Origin of the sequence: Nocardia sp. NPDC087230, assembly GCF_044744725.1 — a bacterium.
Taxonomy (GTDB): domain Bacteria; phylum Actinomycetota; class Actinomycetes; order Mycobacteriales; family Mycobacteriaceae; genus Nocardia; species Nocardia canadensis.
In genome coordinates this window covers 412,700-431,191 of sequence record NZ_JBIUYV010000004.1, presented here as the reverse complement: position 1 = coordinate 431,191, position 18,492 = coordinate 412,700, and the positions used below count along the sequence as shown (strand labels likewise).

General features: G+C 69.9%; 19 protein-coding genes and 2 pseudogenes. 11 read left to right on the top strand and 10 right to left on the bottom strand.

Features of this window, described 5'->3' with window-relative positions; all coding sequences use genetic code 11:
* The first annotated feature begins 148 nt into the window (after positions 1 to 148).
* The gene (locus ACIO52_RS17670; RefSeq protein ID WP_218718913.1) at positions 149 to 1,927 is read left to right on the top strand and encodes a TerD family protein; all 1,779 of its coding nucleotides are present in this window, start codon (positions 149 to 151) and stop codon (positions 1,925 to 1,927) included.
* Here the strand turns inward: ACIO52_RS17670 and ACIO52_RS17665 are convergent.
* Positions 1,924 to 2,214 carry a hypothetical protein gene (locus ACIO52_RS17665; protein ID WP_110040221.1) on the bottom strand — a complete coding sequence of 97 codons (291 nt, stop codon included), beginning with the start codon at positions 2,212 to 2,214 and terminating at the stop codon, positions 1,924 to 1,926. The two genes, ACIO52_RS17670 and ACIO52_RS17665, sit on opposite strands and share 4 nt — an antisense overlap.
* 205 nt (positions 2,215 to 2,419) lie before the next feature.
* On the opposite strand from ACIO52_RS17665, the gene ACIO52_RS17660 reads away from it, so the two are divergent.
* A complete protein-coding gene (locus tag ACIO52_RS17660; protein WP_110040220.1) occupies positions 2,420 to 2,692 on the top strand; it encodes a hypothetical protein in 273 nt (90 codons plus the stop codon).
* A 166-nt stretch (positions 2,693 to 2,858) separates the two neighbouring features.
* On the opposite strand, the gene ACIO52_RS17655 is transcribed toward ACIO52_RS17660, so the two are convergent.
* Complete coding sequence (locus tag ACIO52_RS17655; protein WP_218718914.1) at positions 2,859 to 3,347, bottom strand: FBP domain-containing protein; 489 nt, start codon at positions 3,345 to 3,347, stop codon at positions 2,859 to 2,861.
* A 274-nt stretch (positions 3,348 to 3,621) separates the two neighbouring features.
* On the opposite strand from ACIO52_RS17655, the pseudogene ACIO52_RS17650 reads away from it, so the two are divergent.
* The 3 genes and pseudogenes from ACIO52_RS17650 to ACIO52_RS17640 all read left to right on the top strand — a co-directional run.
* Positions 3,622 to 3,924: pseudogene (locus ACIO52_RS17650) on the top strand (deaminase); the annotation flags it as partial.
* A 15-nt stretch (positions 3,925 to 3,939) separates the two neighbouring features.
* Complete coding sequence (locus ACIO52_RS17645) at positions 3,940 to 4,152, top strand: hypothetical protein (RefSeq protein ID WP_402644970.1); 213 nt, start codon at positions 3,940 to 3,942, stop codon at positions 4,150 to 4,152.
* A 1-nt stretch (position 4,153) separates the two neighbouring features.
* Positions 4,154 to 4,690: pseudogene (locus ACIO52_RS17640) on the top strand (antibiotic biosynthesis monooxygenase); the annotation flags it as partial.
* Positions 4,691 to 5,020: 330 nt separating this feature from the next.
* Here the strand turns inward: ACIO52_RS17640 and hpnE are convergent.
* Positions 5,021 to 6,379: a hydroxysqualene dehydroxylase HpnE gene (gene hpnE, locus ACIO52_RS17635; protein ID WP_316573966.1), complete on the bottom strand. Its 1,359-nt coding sequence runs from the start codon at positions 6,377 to 6,379 to the stop codon at positions 5,021 to 5,023.
* A gap of 102 nt (positions 6,380 to 6,481) precedes the next feature.
* On the opposite strand from hpnE, the gene ACIO52_RS17630 reads away from it, so the two are divergent.
* From ACIO52_RS17630 to ACIO52_RS17620, 3 genes are all read left to right on the top strand, one after another.
* Positions 6,482 to 7,447: a GlxA family transcriptional regulator gene (locus ACIO52_RS17630; protein WP_402644967.1), complete on the top strand. Its 966-nt coding sequence runs from the start codon at positions 6,482 to 6,484 to the stop codon at positions 7,445 to 7,447.
* A gap of 13 nt (positions 7,448 to 7,460) precedes the next feature.
* A complete protein-coding gene (locus ACIO52_RS17625; protein ID WP_316573964.1) occupies positions 7,461 to 8,198 on the top strand; it encodes a DJ-1/PfpI family protein in 738 nt (245 codons plus the stop codon).
* A gap of 143 nt (positions 8,199 to 8,341) precedes the next feature.
* Complete coding sequence (locus ACIO52_RS17620; RefSeq protein WP_316573963.1) at positions 8,342 to 8,668, top strand: putative quinol monooxygenase; 327 nt, start codon at positions 8,342 to 8,344, stop codon at positions 8,666 to 8,668.
* Positions 8,669 to 8,702: 34 nt separating this feature from the next.
* On the opposite strand, the gene ACIO52_RS17615 is transcribed toward ACIO52_RS17620, so the two are convergent.
* From ACIO52_RS17615 to ACIO52_RS17585, 7 genes are all read right to left on the bottom strand, one after another.
* Positions 8,703 to 9,953, bottom strand: coding sequence for a VWA domain-containing protein (locus ACIO52_RS17615; protein ID WP_316573962.1), 1,251 nt, complete (start codon positions 9,951 to 9,953; stop codon positions 8,703 to 8,705).
* An 87-nt stretch (positions 9,954 to 10,040) separates the two neighbouring features.
* The gene (locus tag ACIO52_RS17610) at positions 10,041 to 10,304 is read right to left on the bottom strand and encodes a hypothetical protein (RefSeq protein WP_402644963.1); all 264 of its coding nucleotides are present in this window, start codon (positions 10,302 to 10,304) and stop codon (positions 10,041 to 10,043) included.
* Between the two features lie 435 nt (positions 10,305 to 10,739).
* Positions 10,740 to 11,360: a response regulator transcription factor gene (locus ACIO52_RS17605; RefSeq protein ID WP_218718917.1), complete on the bottom strand. Its 621-nt coding sequence runs from the start codon at positions 11,358 to 11,360 to the stop codon at positions 10,740 to 10,742.
* On the bottom strand, positions 11,357 to 12,499 hold the full coding sequence (locus tag ACIO52_RS17600; RefSeq protein WP_402644960.1) for a sensor histidine kinase: 1,143 nt from the start codon (positions 12,497 to 12,499) through the stop codon (positions 11,357 to 11,359). The genes ACIO52_RS17605 and ACIO52_RS17600 overlap by 4 nt, the downstream gene beginning before the upstream one ends.
* Positions 12,496 to 13,299 (bottom strand): ABC transporter permease, encoded by an 804-nt coding sequence (locus ACIO52_RS17595; protein WP_218718919.1) that lies wholly within the window; start codon positions 13,297 to 13,299, stop codon positions 12,496 to 12,498. The genes ACIO52_RS17600 and ACIO52_RS17595 overlap by 4 nt, the downstream gene beginning before the upstream one ends.
* Positions 13,296 to 14,240, bottom strand: a complete 945-nt coding sequence (locus ACIO52_RS17590; RefSeq protein WP_218718920.1) for an ABC transporter ATP-binding protein — start codon at positions 14,238 to 14,240, stop codon at positions 13,296 to 13,298. The genes ACIO52_RS17595 and ACIO52_RS17590 overlap by 4 nt, the downstream gene beginning before the upstream one ends.
* A 158-nt stretch (positions 14,241 to 14,398) precedes the next feature.
* Positions 14,399 to 15,418, bottom strand: a complete 1,020-nt coding sequence (locus ACIO52_RS17585; protein ID WP_218718921.1) for an aldo/keto reductase — start codon at positions 15,416 to 15,418, stop codon at positions 14,399 to 14,401.
* A gap of 132 nt (positions 15,419 to 15,550) precedes the next feature.
* On the opposite strand from ACIO52_RS17585, the gene ACIO52_RS17580 reads away from it, so the two are divergent.
* The 3 genes from ACIO52_RS17580 to ACIO52_RS17570 all read left to right on the top strand — a co-directional run bounded on the left by ACIO52_RS17580 (position 15,551) and on the right by ACIO52_RS17570 (position 18,424).
* Positions 15,551 to 16,123: a TetR/AcrR family transcriptional regulator gene (locus ACIO52_RS17580; protein WP_316573957.1), complete on the top strand. Its 573-nt coding sequence runs from the start codon at positions 15,551 to 15,553 to the stop codon at positions 16,121 to 16,123.
* Positions 16,124 to 16,247: 124 nt separating this feature from the next.
* Positions 16,248 to 17,129, top strand: a complete 882-nt coding sequence (locus ACIO52_RS17575; RefSeq protein ID WP_402644954.1) for an alpha/beta hydrolase — start codon at positions 16,248 to 16,250, stop codon at positions 17,127 to 17,129.
* A gap of 89 nt (positions 17,130 to 17,218) precedes the next feature.
* Entirely contained in the window at positions 17,219 to 18,424 is a 1,206-nt protein-coding gene (locus tag ACIO52_RS17570) for an NAD(P)/FAD-dependent oxidoreductase (RefSeq protein ID WP_402644951.1), read from the top strand.
* The last annotated feature ends 68 nt before the right edge of the window (positions 18,425 to 18,492 follow it).

The window sequence follows — 18,492 nt, the reverse complement described above, 5'->3', positions numbered from 1 at the left end:
TCGCGGCCGTCCCGCCGATCAGGCGCCGTGGCGCAAGCGACGAAGGAGCAAGCCACGGCGCCCGATCGGCGGGACCAACGGGCCGCGACCTCGAGCGCGCCGGCGCTCCAACAACCCTGTCGGTGGGGCATGACATCATGCGAGCACCATGGAACTCCGCAAGGGCGCGCACGCGCCGGTCCCGACATCGCTTCTCGCCGTGGTCCTTTCATGGCGGTCGGCGCATGCCGTCGACGCGCACGCGCTGCTGGTCACCGAGTCGGGGCTGGTGCGCGGCGACCGGGATTTCGTGTTCTTCAACGCCCCTCGGCACGCCTCGCAGGCGGTGACGCTGGATCAGGAGCCCGCGCCGGGCACCGCGCGGCTGAGTGTGTCGCTGCCACGGACCGAGGCGGAGGTGGCGCGCATCGTCGTCAGCGCCTCGCTCGACGAGGGCACCTTCGATCAGCTGACCGAGCTGACGCTCACCGTGCACGCCGCCGACGGGCCGGTGGCCCGGTTCGCGCTGGACGGCATCGAGGACGTGCAGGCGATGATGTTCGGCGAGTTCTACCGGCGCGACGGGCAGTGGCGGTTCCGGGCGATCGGGCAGGGCTGGTCGGGTGGACTGGCCGGGCTGGCCACCGAATTCGGCGTCACCGTGGACGAACCGGGCGCGGATCGCGCGGCGGCGCGGCCCGCGCCGGCGATGTCCGCCCGCGTCGCCGATCGGGCGGAGTTCGCCCACGGCGCGGAGGGCGACGCCCCGGCGTATCCCGACGACGCGCGCATCGATCCGGCCGAACCCGGGCGTGCCGGACGCGCACAGTCGCGCCCGCCCGCGCTCACCCGCCGTGTCATCGATGTCCCGCCACCGCCACCGCAGGACCCGGAGCTCGCCGACTGGCATCCCGACCCACAGGTCCCCGACCAGTTGCGCTGGTGGGACGGCCACGAATGGACCACCAGCACCCGCAGGCACGTGCAGGACAACCGCGCCCGCTGCCCCCGCTGCGACACCCCGTTGCGCCGCAAACTCTTCGGTGGGCACGGCCAGTGCCGGTCGTGCGCGGGCGAGATCGAGGAGTTCCTCACCCACTGGCGCACCCGCGCCCGCCGGGTGCTCACCGGCCCCGGCACCCTGTCCGAGGACTGGATCGAGGTCTGGGCGGCCCTGCGCTACCAGCGCATCGACGAGGAGCGCGGACGCGCGGTACTGCGCGATGCCGGACTGACCCAGGTGGAACGGATGGTCGCGTTCGCCTTCGCCGACGGCGAGGTGTTCGCCGACGAGCTCGACGCGTTCGAGCACGTGGTGAGCGAGCTGGCGCTGTCGGGCCCGCTGGTCGAGGACCTGCGGCGCCGGATGCACCGGGGCCGCACCCTGTCGCGGCTGCGCGCGGGCGAACTGCCCACCATCGATACGCCGGGCCTGCACCTGGATCCCGAGGAACGGGTGCACCTGGACCTGCCCGCCGTGCACATCAGGATGCTGGCGCGCGGCCCGCGCAACACCGAGGGCCGGTTGATCGGCAGCTCCAAGAAGCTGCGGTTCGTCGGCGACGGTACCGGCATCGAACTGCCGTGGAACCGGGTCGTCTCCGTGCATCCCGAACACGGCACCGTGGTGCTGGCCGCGACTTCGGCACGCGGCGGCGCCACCTTCGGCGTCACCGATCCCGACTATGTGGCGGCCGCCCTGGAAGGCGCGCTGCGCGTGGCGAAACGCCTGGTCCTGACGCCGGGTCAACGGGACAGCCGCAGCATCCCGCAGGACGTGAAAGCCCAGGTGTGGCAGCGCGACGGTGGTCGCTGCGTCGAATGCGGCGACGGCCACTACCTGGAGTTCGATCACATCATCCCGCTCAGCCGCGGTGGTGCGACGAGCGCGGCGAACCTGCAGATCCTGTGCCGGGCCTGCAACCGCGCCAAGGGCGCTCGGATCTAGCCGAGAATCGCGTTCATGATCGTGCCGCCGCTGGTGGCCACCACGCCGCCGATCATCGCGCCGGCGATCATCTTCGGCGACTCCATCGCGCTGCCGTTCCACTTCTCCCAGGCGAACTTGCCACCCGCCACAGTGATCGCCAGCACGCCCGACAAGATCATGAACCAGGTCAGGTACTGGACCATCTGCATGATCTTGTCCGACAGCGGCGGCGCCTCGGGCGTGGGGTTGCCGACCTGCGCGAACGTCGTGACAGTCTCGGCCATCGACGTCAGAATGATGCTCATAGCCTGCTCCCCTTTTCGCGTGATGCGAACTGCGTTCCAGCACTGCCGTATTCGGACGAGTCCAGGATAGGGGCGCGAACCCCCAGCACGCCAACAAAACCGATCGGTCCGCTGCGGGTGGGCGGCTGCGGCACCCGATTCGACCGGATAACATCAGCGTCAGCAGTTCATCGCCGTTCCCCCCGAGTACCGAGTGAGAGCAAACATGATTCTGGCCGCCGTCACCGATACCCTGGCGCAGATCGGCAATCCGACTCCCGAAGCACCCCCGATGTCGGACAAGATCTTGCAGCTGGTGCGCTACTTCACCTGGTTCATCCTGCTGTCGGGCGTCATCGCCATCACCTACGCCGGCGGCAAGTTCGCCTGGGAGAAGTGGACCGGTGGCGGACTCGAGTCGCCGAAGATGATCGCGGGCGCGATGATCGGCGGCGCGGTCGCCACCAGCGCGGGCACGATCATGAACGCCATGCTCTGACCCCTGTCCGCTCGGCGCGGTCCGGACAACTCCGGGCCACCTCGACCGGCAAGGCATCGCGACCCGAGTTCTCTTGTTCGGCAAGAGAACTCGGGTCGTCTGGCGTGCGGGGTCTCGAGTGTCGGCACATGGCAGCTACCTCCTTTCGTGCGCTGGGGCCGCGCGGCTAGGCGGCGAGGCGGTCCAGGAAGGCGAACAGGTTCTCGCGGACCCGCTGCGCCTTCTCCTCCGGCGTCAGATCCTCGCGATACCGGCTGCCCAGCGCGGGCCGCTTCTTGTTGCGGGCGTACAGCGAGCAGGCCAGATCGGTGCAGATATAGCTGCCGATCGTGTTGCCGCGCCGTCCCGATTCCCCGGCCTTGTTCGCGGTCATCAGCGAGACGCCGCCGCCGGTGTGGGTGGTCAGGCAGAACGCGCACATCTGCGTCTTGCCCGATCCGCCGGTCTCGTGCCGCAGGGCGACGCTGACCAGCTCGCCGTCGCGCGGGACCGACAGATAGCAACGACCCGGGTACGAGGGATCGGTCCAGCCGAGGAAGTCGAGGTCGTCCCAGGGACGAGCGTCGAGGTCGCGCGGCACGGACAGGCGTTTGGCGTCGCCCTTCGAACAGTTGACGAACGACGACCTGATGTCGCGTTCGGTGACGGGCTCCATGGGGTGTCCTTTCGGTGCGGTGGTCACAAACGATAGACACGCTAACGATGTGCTCAGCGGGCGACAACCGATTTTCGGCCGCCGGCCTCGGCCGCCCGGTCGCGCTATTTCGCGCGGACCGGCCCAGCGGTGGATTCGAAAGGTATCGCGAGCCGTCGGCAGGACGCCGGACCAGCATTCCGGATGTCAAATGCGCATCGAACAGCAGCCGTGACCCGACACCGCGAGGGACGATTTCGATGACACCGGACGCACTCATGGAAAGGCATGCAGACTGGCCGAGGAGTCGGTCGACAACGATTGGGGTGGACCGTTCGGCGCCGTCATCGCGAAGGACGGGGAGATCGTCGCCCGAGGTCAGAACCGGGTTCTGCTCACCGGCGACATCACCGCGCACGCCGAGATCGAGACCATCCGCAAGGCGGCCCAGGTACTCAACGGCGAGGCACCGTCGATTTCCCCGGCACACCAGAACGAATCCACCCTCGAATTGGTCCCCCGGCCCGAAGGATCCGCCGACAGACTTCCGAAACGCGCGAAAATGCTGATGGGCATGGAGATCTATATCAGCGGCGCTCCCTGCCCCATGTGTATGAGCGCGATCTATTGGGCGCGGCTCGACGCCGTGCATTTCGCGAGCGATCTGGCCGACACCAGCGCCATCGGATTCGACGACGCATTCCAGTACGAGGACTTCACCAAACCGCTGTCCGAGCGGCGGGTGCGCATCGAACAGTTCGGCCGCGATCTGGGCGCGGTCGCGTACCGGGCGTGGGCCGAGAAGCCCGACAAGCACCCGTACTGACATGCCTGCCGCGAAGGCTGTACCGCCCGCCGCGGCGACGGTGGTCATCACCCAGCAGCTGCGCGCGGGACGTGAGGCGGAGTTCCGGCGGTGGCAGGCGGAGGTCGACGATGCCGCGGCCACCTTCCCGGGATTCCTCGGCGCCGACGTCACGCCACCGGTCGACGCCGGGGCCGAGTGGTCGGTCCGCTACCGGTTCGACGATGTCGGCCACCTGAGACGCTGGCTGGACAGCGCGACGCGGCGTGAGCTGCTCGCGCGCGGAACCGGGTTCTTCGAGCGGCCGTCGACCCAGCACGTCCTGCTCGACGAGCCCGGCGACGAGGTCGCGACCGTCGTCGTGTCCCACCCCGTGGCGGCCGGCCGTGAGGCGGAGTTCGTCGCCTGGCAGGCCCGCATGACCGAGGCCGAGCGGACGTTCACCGGCTTCCGCTGGTCCGAGCTGCACCGGCCGATTCCCGGCGTGCAGGACGAGTGGACGCTTGTCTGTTCCTACGCCTCGGTCGAGCATCTCAACGGCTGGCTCGACTCTCCTCAGCGCAAGGCACTGCTCGCGGCGGCCCCCGACTTCCGCGACTTCGAGGTCCACCGCATCGCCAACCCCTACGGCTCGTGGTTTCCACCGACCGGGTCCGCGACCGACGAGGGTCCCGCGTCCTGGAAGACGGCACTGTCGGTCCTGGTGGGGCTGTATCCGACGGTGGTGATCCTCACCCTGGCGATCGACGAACTCTGGCCGGGCGCTCAGCTGTGGCTGAGCCTGCTGGTCGGCAACATCCTGTCGGTCAGCCTGCTGACCTGGGTGGTGCTGCCGGTCGTCACCCGCGCGCTGGGATTCTGGATACGTGCGTCCGGTGTCTGCCTGCCGCTACTGCTCGAGCAGTGCCGCGACGGCGCGTTCGGCGCTCTGGACGGCGCTCTCCATCGTCGCCGACCAGTCGGTGCGGGTCCAGTCGCCGGCCAGCATCAGGTTCGGGACCGAGGTGCGCTGGCCGGGGCGCAGGTTGTCGGTGCCGAGGACCTGGGAGAACGTCGCTCTGGGCATCTTCACCACATGGCCGGTCACGACTTTCGCCTCGGCGGCTTCCGGATAATAGCGGCGCAGGAGGTCGATCTGCTCGGCGACGATCTCGGCATTGCTCTTGTGGATCTGCTCGTAGGCGCCGCTGGTGGTCAGGCAGTACAGCCAGGTGCCGTCGGGTGTGCGACCGTGCATGCGCTGGCGGTCGAAGACCTGGTCGATCACGCCGGTGCCGCCGATCAGCGCCTCCATGGCCGACTTGGTCCGCAGGGGCCGGTCCAGATACAGGTTGGTGCTCACGATCGGGGTGGCACCCAGCTTGTCGGCGGCGGCATAGATCTCGGCATGCTCGGGCAGGTCGTCGAGGAGCCCGCCGATCGTGGAGTTCGGAACCGCGCAGATCACCGCGTCGGCCTCGATCACCGAGCCATCCGCCAGCTGCACGCCGGTCGCCTCGCCGTCGGTGATGACGATCTTGCGGGCCACCGCCCGGTAGCGCACCTCGACGCCGTGGCGTTCGAAGACCTTGTGGGCACCGGCGATGTAGAGGGTGTCCAGGTCCACGGTGGGGTAGCCGATCGTGACGCCCGCCCGGTCGCGCACTCCGATCCGCACGCCGGTGGCCAGCACATCGGCGAACACCTTCGCCGACTCCCGGTCCACCGGCTCGGCCGCGATGCCGAGCGCGAGCCAATCCCACAGGGCTTCCCGCGCTTTCGCCGGCATGCCGACGCGCTGGAACCACTGCGCGGTGGTGATGTCGGCGAGGTCCCGCGGCTGCCACAGCGCCTCGCGGACCAGTCGCAGCGAGGACCGCAGCGCCCGCAGCCGATCCAGCGGCCCGGCATCGGGGTGCGCGCCCAGCAAGGTGCACAACGCGCCGAAACCCTTGGTGTACAACATGATCGCGCGACCGCCCGGCCAGCGCAGACTCCCGGCGCCCGGAAACTCCACGTACTGCCGGGTGCCGACGCTGTCCAGATACCGCCACAGGCTGTGATACCCGCTCGCGACCACGTGCTGGCCGTTGTCGGCGAGGTCGTTCACCTCGGCGACCCGCATCGCCTGCGTGCGCCCACCCAGCCGCGCGCGCCGCTCCAGCAACGTCACCTGTTTTCCGGCCTCCGCCAGCCACACCGCGGCGGCCAAACCGGCCAGCCCACCCCCGATGACGACGAACCGGCGCGAATCGCTTGTGCCCACCATTGAGACAATGTAGCTCTAATTCTCTCTTCATATCGTCGGATGTCCTGATATGTGGGGTCGACGGCCTGGACGCCACGGCTGCACGTCACCAACACTGAATTCGTGCAGACCGTCCTCATTCTCGGCTTTCCGGGCGTCCAAGCCCTCGACCTGGTCGGCCCGTTCGAGGTGTTCACGGCCGCGTCCCTGTACCTGACCGGCCAGGGGCGGGGCGAGGACGGCTATTCGGTCCGCGTCGTCACCCGCGCGGGCGAACCGGCCGCCGCCCACACCGGCCTCGCCCTGCTCGGCGAGCCGCTCCCCGATCCGCGCGATCCCCTCGACACCTTGGTGCTGCCCGGCGGGTTCGGCGTCGACGCTGCCCGGCGAGACCCGGAGCTCATCGCCTGGATCCAGGCTGCGGCCGGGCGGGCCCGCCGCGTCGTCAGCGTCTGCACCGGCGCCTTCCTCGCCGCCCAGGCCGGCCTGATCGACGGCTGCGTGGCCACCACACACTGGGCTTTCGCCGGACACCTGGCTCGCGAATTCCCTTCGGTCACTGTCGATCCCGAACCGATCTTCATTCGCAGCGCCGAGCGCGTCTGGACGGCGGCGGGTGTCACCGCGGGCATCGATCTGGCCCTGGCGCTCGTCGAAGACGACTACGGCCACGAGGCCGCGCAGATGGTGGCGCGCTACCTCGTCCTCTATCTGCGCAGGCCGGGCGGGCAGACCCAGTTCGCCGGGCCCCTATGGACGCCCCGCGCCAACCGTGCGCCCATCCGCGCGGTGCAGGAGGCGATCGAGTCCGAACCCGCGGGGGCACACAGCATTCCCGCCTTGGCCCGTCGCGCCGCGATGAGTCCGCGGCACTTCACCCGGGTGTTCACCCGGGAGGTCGGCGAGGCGCCCGGCGCCTACGTCGAGCGAATCCGCACCGAGGCCGCCCGCCGCCGGCTCGAGGAGACCGACGACACCGTCACCGCCATCGCCGCCGGTTGCGGCTTCGGCAGTGCCGAGTCGTTGCGCCGCATCTTCGTTCGCCGACTGGGCATTTCGCCCGATCAGTACCGCAAGACCTTCGCCTGACAGAGGAGACGACATGCAGATCGCCATCGTGGTGTATCCGGGATACACCGCACTGGACTTCATCGGCCCCTACGAGGTGCTCGGCCGTCTGCCCGACGCCGAGGTCCGCTTCGTCTGGCACGAGCCGGGCCCGATCCCCGCGGACTCGGGAGTGCTGCTGATCGGCGCGACCCACTCCTTCGACGAGACCCCCTCGCCTGACCTCGTCCTGGTGCCCGGGGGCATGACCTCGATGGAGCACGCCCGCGACGACAAGCTGCTCGACTGGCTCCGCCGCGCCGACGCCACCTCGACCTGGACGACATCGGTGTGCTCGGGCTCGGTGATCCTGGCGGCCGCCGGCCTGCTGCGCGGCCGCCGCGCCACCTCGCACTGGCTCGTGCTGCCCGTCCTGCGGACATTCGGCGTCGAGCCCGTCGGCGACGAGCGGATCGTGCGCGAGGGCAAGATCGTGACCGCGGCGGGAGTCTCGGCCGGAATCGACTTGGCGATCTGGCTTTTCGCCCAGATCGCCGGCGAACCGGCGGCCAGGGCCGTCCAGCTGCTCATCGAGTACGACCCCCACCCGCCGTTCGACTCCGGCCACGTCAGCAAGGCGTCGGCGGCCACCAAGGCGCGCGCGACGGCCCAGCTGACCAAGGAATCCCTCCAGCTGCGCCAGGTACTGCCCGCCGTCCAACTGCTGTGGACTGCGGCTATCCAGCGGGTGCGGCGCCGACATGCTCCCGCGCTCACCGGCCCGAGCGCCTAGCCTGCTCGACCTGACCTCCCCGGGCAACGTATTCACCCCGAAGGCAGTGGTACGGGCCGGACACGACATGCGCATCAAGGCTTGGCCGGTCGATGTCGCCTACCCTCGCCGTGTCCGGACCTCCATGCCGAAAGGAAGTTCCCATGATCTTCATCGTGGTCAAGTTCAAGGTCGCCGACGACTACCTCGACGACTGGTTGAGCCGCACCGCGCCGTTCACCGAGGCCACTCGCGCAGAGCCGGGGAACCTGTGGTTCGAATGGCACCGCAGTGTGGACGATCCCGCCGAATTCGTCCTCGTCGAGGCGTTCCGGGACGACAAGGCCGGAGCCGACCACGTCGGCTCCGAGCACTTCCGCAAGGGGCTGGAAGCGATGCGTCCGGCGCTGCGGGAGACACCACGGATTCTGCACGCCCAGTTGCCCGAATCCGATTGGGCGCGGATGGGTGAACTCGACCTCGACGACTGAGCGTCGTCGAGGTCGGTGAGCGATCCAGCTGTTGCTAGCCGATGATGCCCGCGGTGCGGGCGGCGCGGAGCCAGTCCGGGAATTCGCCGAGCAGACGGCGGTAGAGTTCGGCGTCGTCGACCTGGTCGATGTCGTCGAGGGCGAAGAAGCCGGCGTTGTCGACGATGCGGCCGTCGAGTTCGTCGAGGGTGCGCAGGACGCCGAAGTTGGCTTTGCCGAGGCCGATGAATTGCCAGAAGGCGGGCAGGGCCGCGGCTTCGCGCATGAGGGCGGCGATTTCGCGCTTCTTGGCGAAACCGCCGTCGGTGAAGAACAGGACCAGGGTGGGGGCGGCGCCGGCGGTGAGGGTGTCGATGACGGCGCGCATCACCGGGAGCTCGTCGTTGCGGCCGCCGATGCTGTCGTAGTCGATGCCGTCGTGGGTGCCGGTCAGGTGCAGGTAGGTCTGCGCCCAGTGCTCACCACCGGCGACCGTGATGTCGGGCAGTTTGGCGAAGGTCAGCGCGTAGAGGTAGGCCTCGAGGGAGCCGTCGTCGTCGAGCTGGGTGGCCACCGGGATCATTCGCTCCACCACACGGTGGACGGTGCCGCCGCGGTACAGCTTCTGCATGCTGCCGGTCTTGTCGATGACCAGCACGACCCGCGCCCGCGTGCCGAACGCGCTCTTGTCGACGAGTACCTTCGCGACCTCGCGCTTGCGCAGGTCCAGCTTCTCGCGCTGCTCGAACGACAGGGCCGCCTCGCCGGGCACGGTCCGCACCTCCCACCGGTCCGAGGCCGGTGCCGCCACCTCGGGCTCGTCGTCCACGCTGACCCCGTGATCGGTGACCAGGTCGGCGAACCCGCCGGCGTACCCCTGCCCGACAGCGCGCACCTTCCACTGCTCACCGCGCCGGTACAGCTCCAGCGCGATCACCACCGACTCCCGGTCGAGACCCTCGATCACATACTCGTACAACGGGTTCCCGGCCGCATCGGCCACCGACGCCACCGGCGCGACGGCCGCGCCGAGCGTATCCCCTTCGGCCGCGACGGTGATCACCGCGCGAATCTGTTCGATGTCGGCGGGCACGGTCGCGAACGTCACCACCAGTTCCGACCCGTCGAGCCGAACCCCCGGCGCCTCGGGCTGATTGAAGAACACGAAATCGGCGTCCGAGCGCACCTTCCCGGCCGCGGTCACCAGCAGCGCGGACAGATCCGCGGGCACACCGCCCCGCACGGTCAGCATCACCTTCGGCTGCGCCAACCCCGCGTTCTGCCCCTTCACCAGCCCAGCAGCCACCGCCACTCCTTCTCCGTCGGCCGTTCTGCCCTCACCCTAAGGGCAGTGACCCCGGTGGGCAGCGGATCCCGGGACGAGGCCCCACTGTCAGCAGCGTTGGTACCTTCGCGCGAAATGCGCCGACTCCGGCGAGGTATCGCGGTCGAGTTCGAGACAGCCGCCGACCAGCACGCGGATATCGGAGGTTGTGCGCCGAACGACCCGGTAATCGACCACCACGTCCGGCCGGGCCAGCAACGGAAGATGTCGTTCGGCGAGCTGCCATATCCGGGCGGCGCCGAATTCCTCGGTATCAGGCGGGAACACCGTGACTTTCATCGTGCGACCCGCCGTGTCGGGCACGTCGATCACCGACACCTCGACGATGGCCGGGGTGGGTGGATCGGTCAGGAGCCGCTCCCACAGCGCGAGTTCGCTCTCGGACGGAAAGCGGGGCGGCGGTCTCGGAGCAGGCCGGACTCCAGCTTCGAATAGCTCTGCTCGAACCGCCGATCCCCGAAGTAGGAGTCCGATCCTCGGCCGAGGTCGATCAGGGTCGTATCGCCGTGATACCGCGGCGGGAGTTGCACCGCGCCCGTGACCCGGACGACCGATGCCGCCTCGGGCGGAGTGGCCTCGTCGTCGAGTCGCACCTCGAGCTTGGAGATGTAGTACGAGTTGTCGCCGTAGAACAGCCGCCATCATCGACGCCATGGTCGGCACAGTGAAGCGCATGTCATTCGTCCTGCCGGCCATAGGTACGAGTTTCGGGTCGAGCGGCGACGGCATCGACTGTAGGGGCGCGTCCTAGATCCAGCCCTTCTCCCTCGCTTTGAGGGCGGCCTCGTAGCGGTTGGCGACGCCGAGTTTGCTCATCGCCGAGGACAGGTAGTTGCGGGTGGTGCCCGGCGACAGGTGCGCGCGGCGGGCGATGTCGTCGACGGAGGCGCCGTCGGCGGCGAATTCCAGGACGTCGGCCTCGCGGGCGGTGAGGACGGTGTCGCCGGCGCTGATGGCCTCGGCCGCCAGCTCCGGGTCGACGTAGCGGCCGCCGCGGTGGACGGTGCGAATCACCTCGGCCAGGGTCGCCGCCGAGGTCGTCTTGGGCAGGAAGCCGCGAACACCGGCGGCGAGTGCGCGTTTGAGATAGCCGGGCCTGCCGTGGCTGGTGACGATCAGCGTGCCCGCGCCCGGGGTGATCCGCTGCAACTCGACGGCGGTGTCGACGCCGTCGATCCCCGGCATCTGCAGGTCGATGACGGCCACCGCCATCGGTGCGGCCGCCTCGGCGCGACGCCGCCACAGGTCGACCAGTTCGGCGCCGGAACCCACGTGCGCGACGACCTCCAGGTCGGCTTCCAGGTCGAGCATCGTCGCCAGCGCGGCGCGGATGAGGGTCTCGTCGTCGGCGAGGTAGACCGGAATCACAGCTTCTCCCAATGGATTTCGAGGGTGAACTCGGTGTCGGTGGCGGTGACGTCGAGCCGCGCGCCGACCGCCGCGAGCCGTTCGGTCAGGCCGCGCAGCCCGGATCGCTCGCCGATGGTGCCGTGCGGTCGGTCGTTGCGCAGCGACATGCCCCCGCTGCCGAGCGCCAGGGTCGCCAGCGTCGCCGCCGAGTGTTCGACGATGTTGGTCGTCCCCTCGCGGACCACCCAAGCCGCGACATCATGGAATCGTCGGGGCACCTTGGCGGCGTCACCCTTGACGACGAGTTCGCAACCCACCGCCGACAACAGCGACCGCGCCCCGGCCACCTCGCCGCGCAGGTCGATATTGCGGTAGCCGCGCACCAGCGTGCGCATCTGGCCCATCGACTCCACCGCGAGCCCGCGCACCGCCTCCATCTCCGCGACGGCCCGCTCCTGGTCGCCGGCACGCGAGAGCGCCACGGCCAGTTCGCTTTTCACCGCGATCGCGGAGAACCCACGACCGACCACATCGTGCAGGTCGCGCGCGAAGCGCAGGCGTTCCTCGGCGACCTGGAGCTCGGCCTCGACGAGTTTGGCGCGGTCGAGCTCGTCGATGATGCCCAGGGCCCACACCGTCAGCAGCGTCATGCCGACGGCGAAGATCCCGCTGATCAGCAGTACCGCCGCGGTCCGCACCCCGCCTTCCGGCGACGGCGCGAAGACCAGCCCGGTGACGAGGCTCAGGCCGACCATGATCCACCACTTGTGCCGGGTGAACGGAACGACCGCGAACAGCGCGAGCAGCGCCGCGAACACTCCGCTCAGGCGAGCGACGGCGACGATCGATTCGGCGGTGGCCAGCTGCGAAACGACCGCGCCACCGACCCACAGCGCGGCCAGCGTCGCGGTGGCGACCGGCAGCATCCACGGCCGCGTGACCATGCCGGCCACCGTGGCGAAATCTGGTTGCGCCTCCACCGCGACGACGGCCGCGGCGCCACCGACGAGGATCGCGGGGATCGCGGCCGCCGAACTCAGGCTGGTCGTCGACGCGATGACCAGCCCGGCGATGGCCGCCTGGAAGGTGAGCCGCGAGTACAACCGGAACTTGGCCGCGCTCGACAGCTCGTGCCACCAGGCGGTCCAGCGCCTCACCCCCGGTCGTCCCAGCGGAAGCTCTTGCGGGTCAGCGCGAGCGCCAGGACGGTCCATATCGCCAGTGTCGCAAACGCCGGGCCGGACGCGGTGAGGGTCCCGGCCGGGGTCAGCACCGGATCGGCCGCCGCGGCCGTCGCGGTCTTGCCGGACGCGCCGAGGAACACCAGGTCGGAGACGGCGGCGAACGGTGTCCAGTCGGCGAGCGCGGCCAGCCGGTCGGGCAGCACCGCGCGGATCGACGCGAGCCCGAGCATGGCCAGCAGCATCACCGGCAGGGAGGTGATCTGGGCGGCCTCGGCGTTCTTGGTGACCGCGCTGGTCGCCAGCGCGAGCAGCGCGAACACCGCGATCCCACCGAGGAGTGCGGCGATCATCAGCGCCGGATTCACCGGTGCGGGCGCCCCGCTGCCGTAGACGACAGCGAGAACGGCCACCGCGCACGCGAGAGTCACCAGCACGCCGGGAACCGCTGGGGCGGTCTGGATCTGCCAGTCGGCGGCCTCGCCGGTGCGCAAACGTCTCAGCACGCCCTCGCTGCGGCGGGTCGTCACCATCGACAGCACCGAGTAGTACTGCACGAACACCAGCGCCATGAGCGCGAGCATCTCGATGGCCACCGCGGCCATCGCGGCCGTGGGTTCGGTGTCCTTGCGGGCGATGAAGTAGGTGACCAGCGGAATCCCGACCGGGAACAGCGTCGCCAGGTAGACCAGGGTCTTGTTGCGCCGGAACTGCAACCATTCCGCCGCGGCGAGGGCGGCGAGCGGGCGGCGACGAGGCGCGGTGGCGGTGGTCATCGGCGGGCTCCGATCAGAGCGGTGGCGGGCGCGGGGGTGGTGTCGTGGTCGCCCGCGATGTCGAGGAAGACCGATTCGAGGGAGGCGGCGCGGGCTTCGAGCCCGGTCAGCCGGACCCCGGCCTCGCGGGCCCAGTCCAGGAGTGCGAACAGATGCCCTTGGAGGTCGTCGGTACTGACGGTGACGCGCTCGTTCGCCTCGATCCGCGCGCCGTGCAGTGGCGGCACCGGCAGGCCGGGATGGTCGAAGACGATCCGCGACGGATGGCCGTCGACGATCTCGCGCAGCGTTCCGCGTCGCGCGACCGTGCCCTTGTCCATGATCACGATGCGGTCGGCCAGCGACTCGGCCTCGTCGAGGTAGTGCGTGGTGAGCACCATCGTCACCCCGGCCGCTTTCAGATCGGCGAGCAATCGCCACGTCGCGCGGCGGCTTTCGGGGTCCAGGCCGGTGGTCGGCTCGTCCAGGAACAGCAGGCGCGGCTGCCCGAGCAGCGCGCAGGCCAGGTCGACGCGGCGCTGCTCGCCGCCCGAGAGCGACCCGACTCGCACCGCGGCGCGCTCGACCAGGCCGACCTGGGCGAGCACCGTCTCCACGGTGGTCGGATCGCTGCACGTCCCGCGCCACATCTCCAGCGTCTCCGCGACGGTCAACTCGGCGGGGAGTCCGCCGGATTGCAGCATGATCCCGACCTGCGGCCGCACCTGATCGCGGTGCCGGAGCGGGTCGAGGCCGAACACCTCGACCCGGCCCGCCGACGGCGCGGCGAGCCCCTCCAGCAGATCCAACGTCGAGGTCTTGCCCGCGCCGTTGGTCCCCAGCAGCGCGAAGACCTCTCCCCCGACGATGTCGAGGTCTACCCCGGCGACCGCCTCGAACGCCTGCGCACCGCGACCGTAGGTGCGGCGCAGCCCCCGCGCGGAGATGACGATGTCGTTCATCGTGTGCCCCTTTCTCACACTCTCCACGGTCGTCGACGCGGGTGCCGTCCGGTAGTACGCGCGATCACCGTTCAGCGATGAGTCCTGCACGGGCGGACGATGACAAAAGTCATGCGGCCGGGCGGACCGGATCGACCACGGCCCGTGGATATCCGGGGTCAGCGGCGGCGCAGCGCCGGGTCGAGCAGAGACGGTGGGGTGTCGTGCTTCTCGTCGGGGGCGAGGTCGGTGCCGGGGGTGACGATGGCATCGATCGCGTCGAGGACGTCGGCGGACAGGGTCGTGTCGGCTGCCGCGAGCTGAGAGTGCAAGTGCGCCATCGTGCGTGGGCCGATGATGGCGCTGGTGACGCCGGGGTGAGCGGTGACGAAACCGAGGGCGAGCTGGATCAGGGTCAGCCCGGCCTGATCGGCCACCTCGGCCAGCTGTTCGACGGCCGCCAGCCTGGCCTGGTTGACCGGGAGGGTGGTGTCGAAGCGTTCGGGCATGAACGCCGAACGGCTGGTGGCGATCTCGCGGTCGGCGCGGATCGCGCCCGAGAGCCAGCCGGAGGCGAGCGGACTCCACGCCAGCACACCCAGGCCGTACTCCTGGGCGACCGGCAGCATGTGGGTTTCGATGCCGCGCTGCAGGATCGAATAGCTGGGCTGCTCGGTGACATAGCGACCCAGGCGATGTTCCCGCGCCGCCCACTGCGCCTCGACGATGCGGTAGGCGGGGAAGGTCGACGAGCCGAAGTAGCGGATCTTGCCCGCCTGCCGCAGGTCGGTCAGCGCCGACAGCGTCTCCTCGTCGCGCACGCTCGGATCCCACCGGTGGATCTGATAGAGGTCCACGTGATCGACGCCGAGACGGCGCAGACTGTCGTCGAGCGCGGTGACCAGCCAGCGGCGCGAAGCGCCGCGGCGGTTGCGCTCCTCCCCCATCGGCAGGCTCGCCTTGGTGGCCAGCACGAGATCGTCGCGACGGCCCGCGACGGCCTTGCCGACGAGTTCCTCCGACTCGCCGCTGCCGTAGAAGTCGGCGGTGTCGATGACATTGATGCCGCCCTCGATCGCGACGTCGATCATGGCGGTGACCTCGGCCTGCGTGGAATTCCCGAGCGCGCCGAAGTTCATCGCGCCGAGCGTGAGGCTGCTGACCCGGACACCGGTCCGGCCGAGGCTGCGGTACTGCATGCGTTGCTCCTTCGTGAGCTGTGCGAGTTGGTTCAGGTCGCCGGATCTGACATCCTGAACAAACGGAACGACGTTCCGATAATCAACATACGGAACGTGGTTCCGTTTGCCAACCCTGGAGGTGACGGCACTGTGGCCGACAACGACAGCTCGCCGCCGCGCAAGCGCGCCGACGCCCGACGCAACCAGCAGAGCCTGCTCGAGGCGGCCGCGGCGGCCTTCGTCGCCGCTGGCGTCGACGTCCCGGTCCGCGATATCGCCGCCGCGGCCGGCGTCGGGGTCGGCACCATCTACCGCCACTTCCCCACCCGTGCGGACCTGATCGTCGCCGTCTACCGGCACCAGGTCCAAGCCTGCGCCGAGGCGGGACCCGCCCTGCTCGCCGCCGAGGACTCACCGCATGCCGCCCTGACCGCGTGGATCGAACTGTTCGTCGACTTCCTCGTCACCAAACACGGTCTCGCCGAAGCCCTGCAATCCGACGACGCCGCCTTCGACACCCTGCACGCCTACTTCCTGGACCACCTGCTGCCCGTCTGCGCCCAGCTGCTCGATGCCGCCACGGCGGCGGGCGAGATCGGCCCCGGCACCGATCCCTACGAGTTCCTGCGCGCGGTCGGCAATCTGTGCATCGGCGCGGGAAACGATCCCCGCTATCAGCCGCGTCGCGTGGTCGGGCTACTCGTCCGGGGATTGCAGAGGTAGGAATTCGTCATCGCCGCACGAATCATTTCGGCACCGGAGCGAGCTGCTCGCGAGCTCCCGCGCGCGGCGACGGGTTTCGAACCAGCCTTCGGTGCCCGCCTTTCGGCGGGCTACCGTCGATCACGTGACCGATCCCGGAGCTGTCCGATCCGCCCGTAGCCGAGTCGCAGCACGATCCGCCCCGGCGGCTCGACCGACGTTCGTCCTCGTCCACGGCGCACACGGCAGTTCCGCCTCGTGGTCGGCCCTGTTGCGGGAACTGGCGCTGCTCGGCCATCGCGGCCTGGCCGTCGACCTGCCCGGACACGGCCTCGACGCCCACTTTCCGCTCGCCTACCAGTCGCCCCAGGACCTCGACACCCTCGCGGCGCAGCCCTCGCCGTTGGCGTCGATCACCTTGGACGACAACGTCACCCACGTCCTGGACACAGTGCGCCGAGTCCACGAGTACGGGCCGGTGGTTCTGGTCGGCACCAGCGGTGGCGGCGCGACGATCTCCGGCGTCGGAAACAGGGCACCGGAGCTGCTGGCCGGAATCGTCTATGTCTCGGCCTGGTGCTGTGTCGAATTGCCCAGCGTCGCCGCCTATCTGGCCGCGCTCGGACATCACGGCGTCGCCGAGACCATGGTCAATTGGCGCTCGGCCGATCCCGGGCACCTCGCCGCGCTGAAGCAGGGCCTGATGGCTGACGCCACCGACGATCAGTTCCGCGCGTGCCTCAATATGCTCGAACCGGCCGACTCGGCGCAGGTCCTCGCCGCCGACAGTCGCGTGCGCGTCGCCACCTGGGGACGAATCCCCCGCACCTACATCCGCCTGTCCCTGGACCGCGCGATCCCCCTGGACATGCAGGACCGGATGATCGCCGAAGCCGATGCCCTGACCCCACACAACCCGTTCACCGTGCACACCGTCGAGGCCAGCCATCTGGGCGTCTGCCTCCGCGCGGCCGAGATCGCCGCGATCCTGGCCGGCCTCTCCCCGCCGAGCGGAACGTTCGGGTGATCGAATCTTAGTGACCTGCGTCACTCCTTGTCACATCCGGTGGGCCGGTGACGTCTTATGCCCGAAGCCCTCGAGTGAAGGAGAGACCGATGAGCGAGAAGATCGATGTGGTCGTGGTCGGTGGCGGGTACGCGGGTGTGATGGCGGCCAATCGGCTCACGCAGCGGGCCGACGTGGCGGTCACGGTGATCAATCCGCGGGGGCGGTTCGTCGAGCGGATTCGGTTGCATCAGCTGGTGGGCGGGACCGATGACGCGGTGGCCGAGTACAGCGATGTACTGGCGCCGGGGGTGCGCCTGGTGGTCGACGCGGCGACCGGGATCGACGCGGCCGCGCGCACCGTGGCGCTGGCCGGCGGCGACACGATCGGCTACGACTATCTGATCTACGCGGTGGGCAGCGGCAGTGCCGCGCCGCGGGTGCCGGGCGCGGCCGACTTCGCCTATCCGATCGCGAGTCTGGAGGAGGCGCAGCGGCTGGCGCCGGTGCTCGACGCCACGGCGGCGACCGCCGCGGTGACGGTGGTCGGCGCGGGACCGACCGGGATCGAGACCGCTGCCGAGCTGGCGGAGCGGGGCCGCGCCGTGACGCTCATCTGCGGCGATGTGCTCGGCCCGTACCTGCACGCCCGCGGGCGGCGCGCGGTCACCAAGCGACTGAGCGCGCTCGGCGTGACCATCCTCGACGGTCCCGACGCGAAGGTCGTCGAGGTGACCGCGGAGGCCGTGCGGCTCAGCGGCGGTCATACCCTGCGCAGCGCCGTCACGATCTGGACCGGGGGCTTCGGTGTGCCCGACCTGGCGACCCGCAGCGGCCTGCGCACCGATGCCGTCGGCCGCTTGCTCACCGACGAGACCTTGACCAGCGTCGACGACGAACGGATCGTCGCCGCGGGCGATTCGGCGGCGCCGTCGAACCTGCCGTTCCGGATGAGCTGCCAGGCCGCGGGCCCTTTGGGCGCGCACGCCGCCGACACCCTGCTGCGCCGGATCGCCGACGAGCGCCCCGACCCGATCGACCTGGGCTTCGCGGGTCAGTGCATCAGCCTCGGCCGTCACGCGGGCATCTTCCAGTTCGCCGACAAGGACGATGCCGCCCAGTGGTACCACCTCGGCGGGCGCCCTGGCGCGAAGCTCAAGGAGTTCGTGTGCGCCCACACCATCAAGCAATTGGCCACCGAAGCGCGGAAGCCGGGCACGCACAGCTGGGCCAAGGGCGACCAGCGCGCGCAGCTGTTGCGGGACCGGGCCGACACCGACGCGACGCGCACCGCCGCGCACGCCGGGCAGCGGTGACCGCGCGGCCGTGGCGGCCCCGAGGACCGCGGTAGGTCATCGGGGCCGTCGGTCCGGGCGTGCGGATC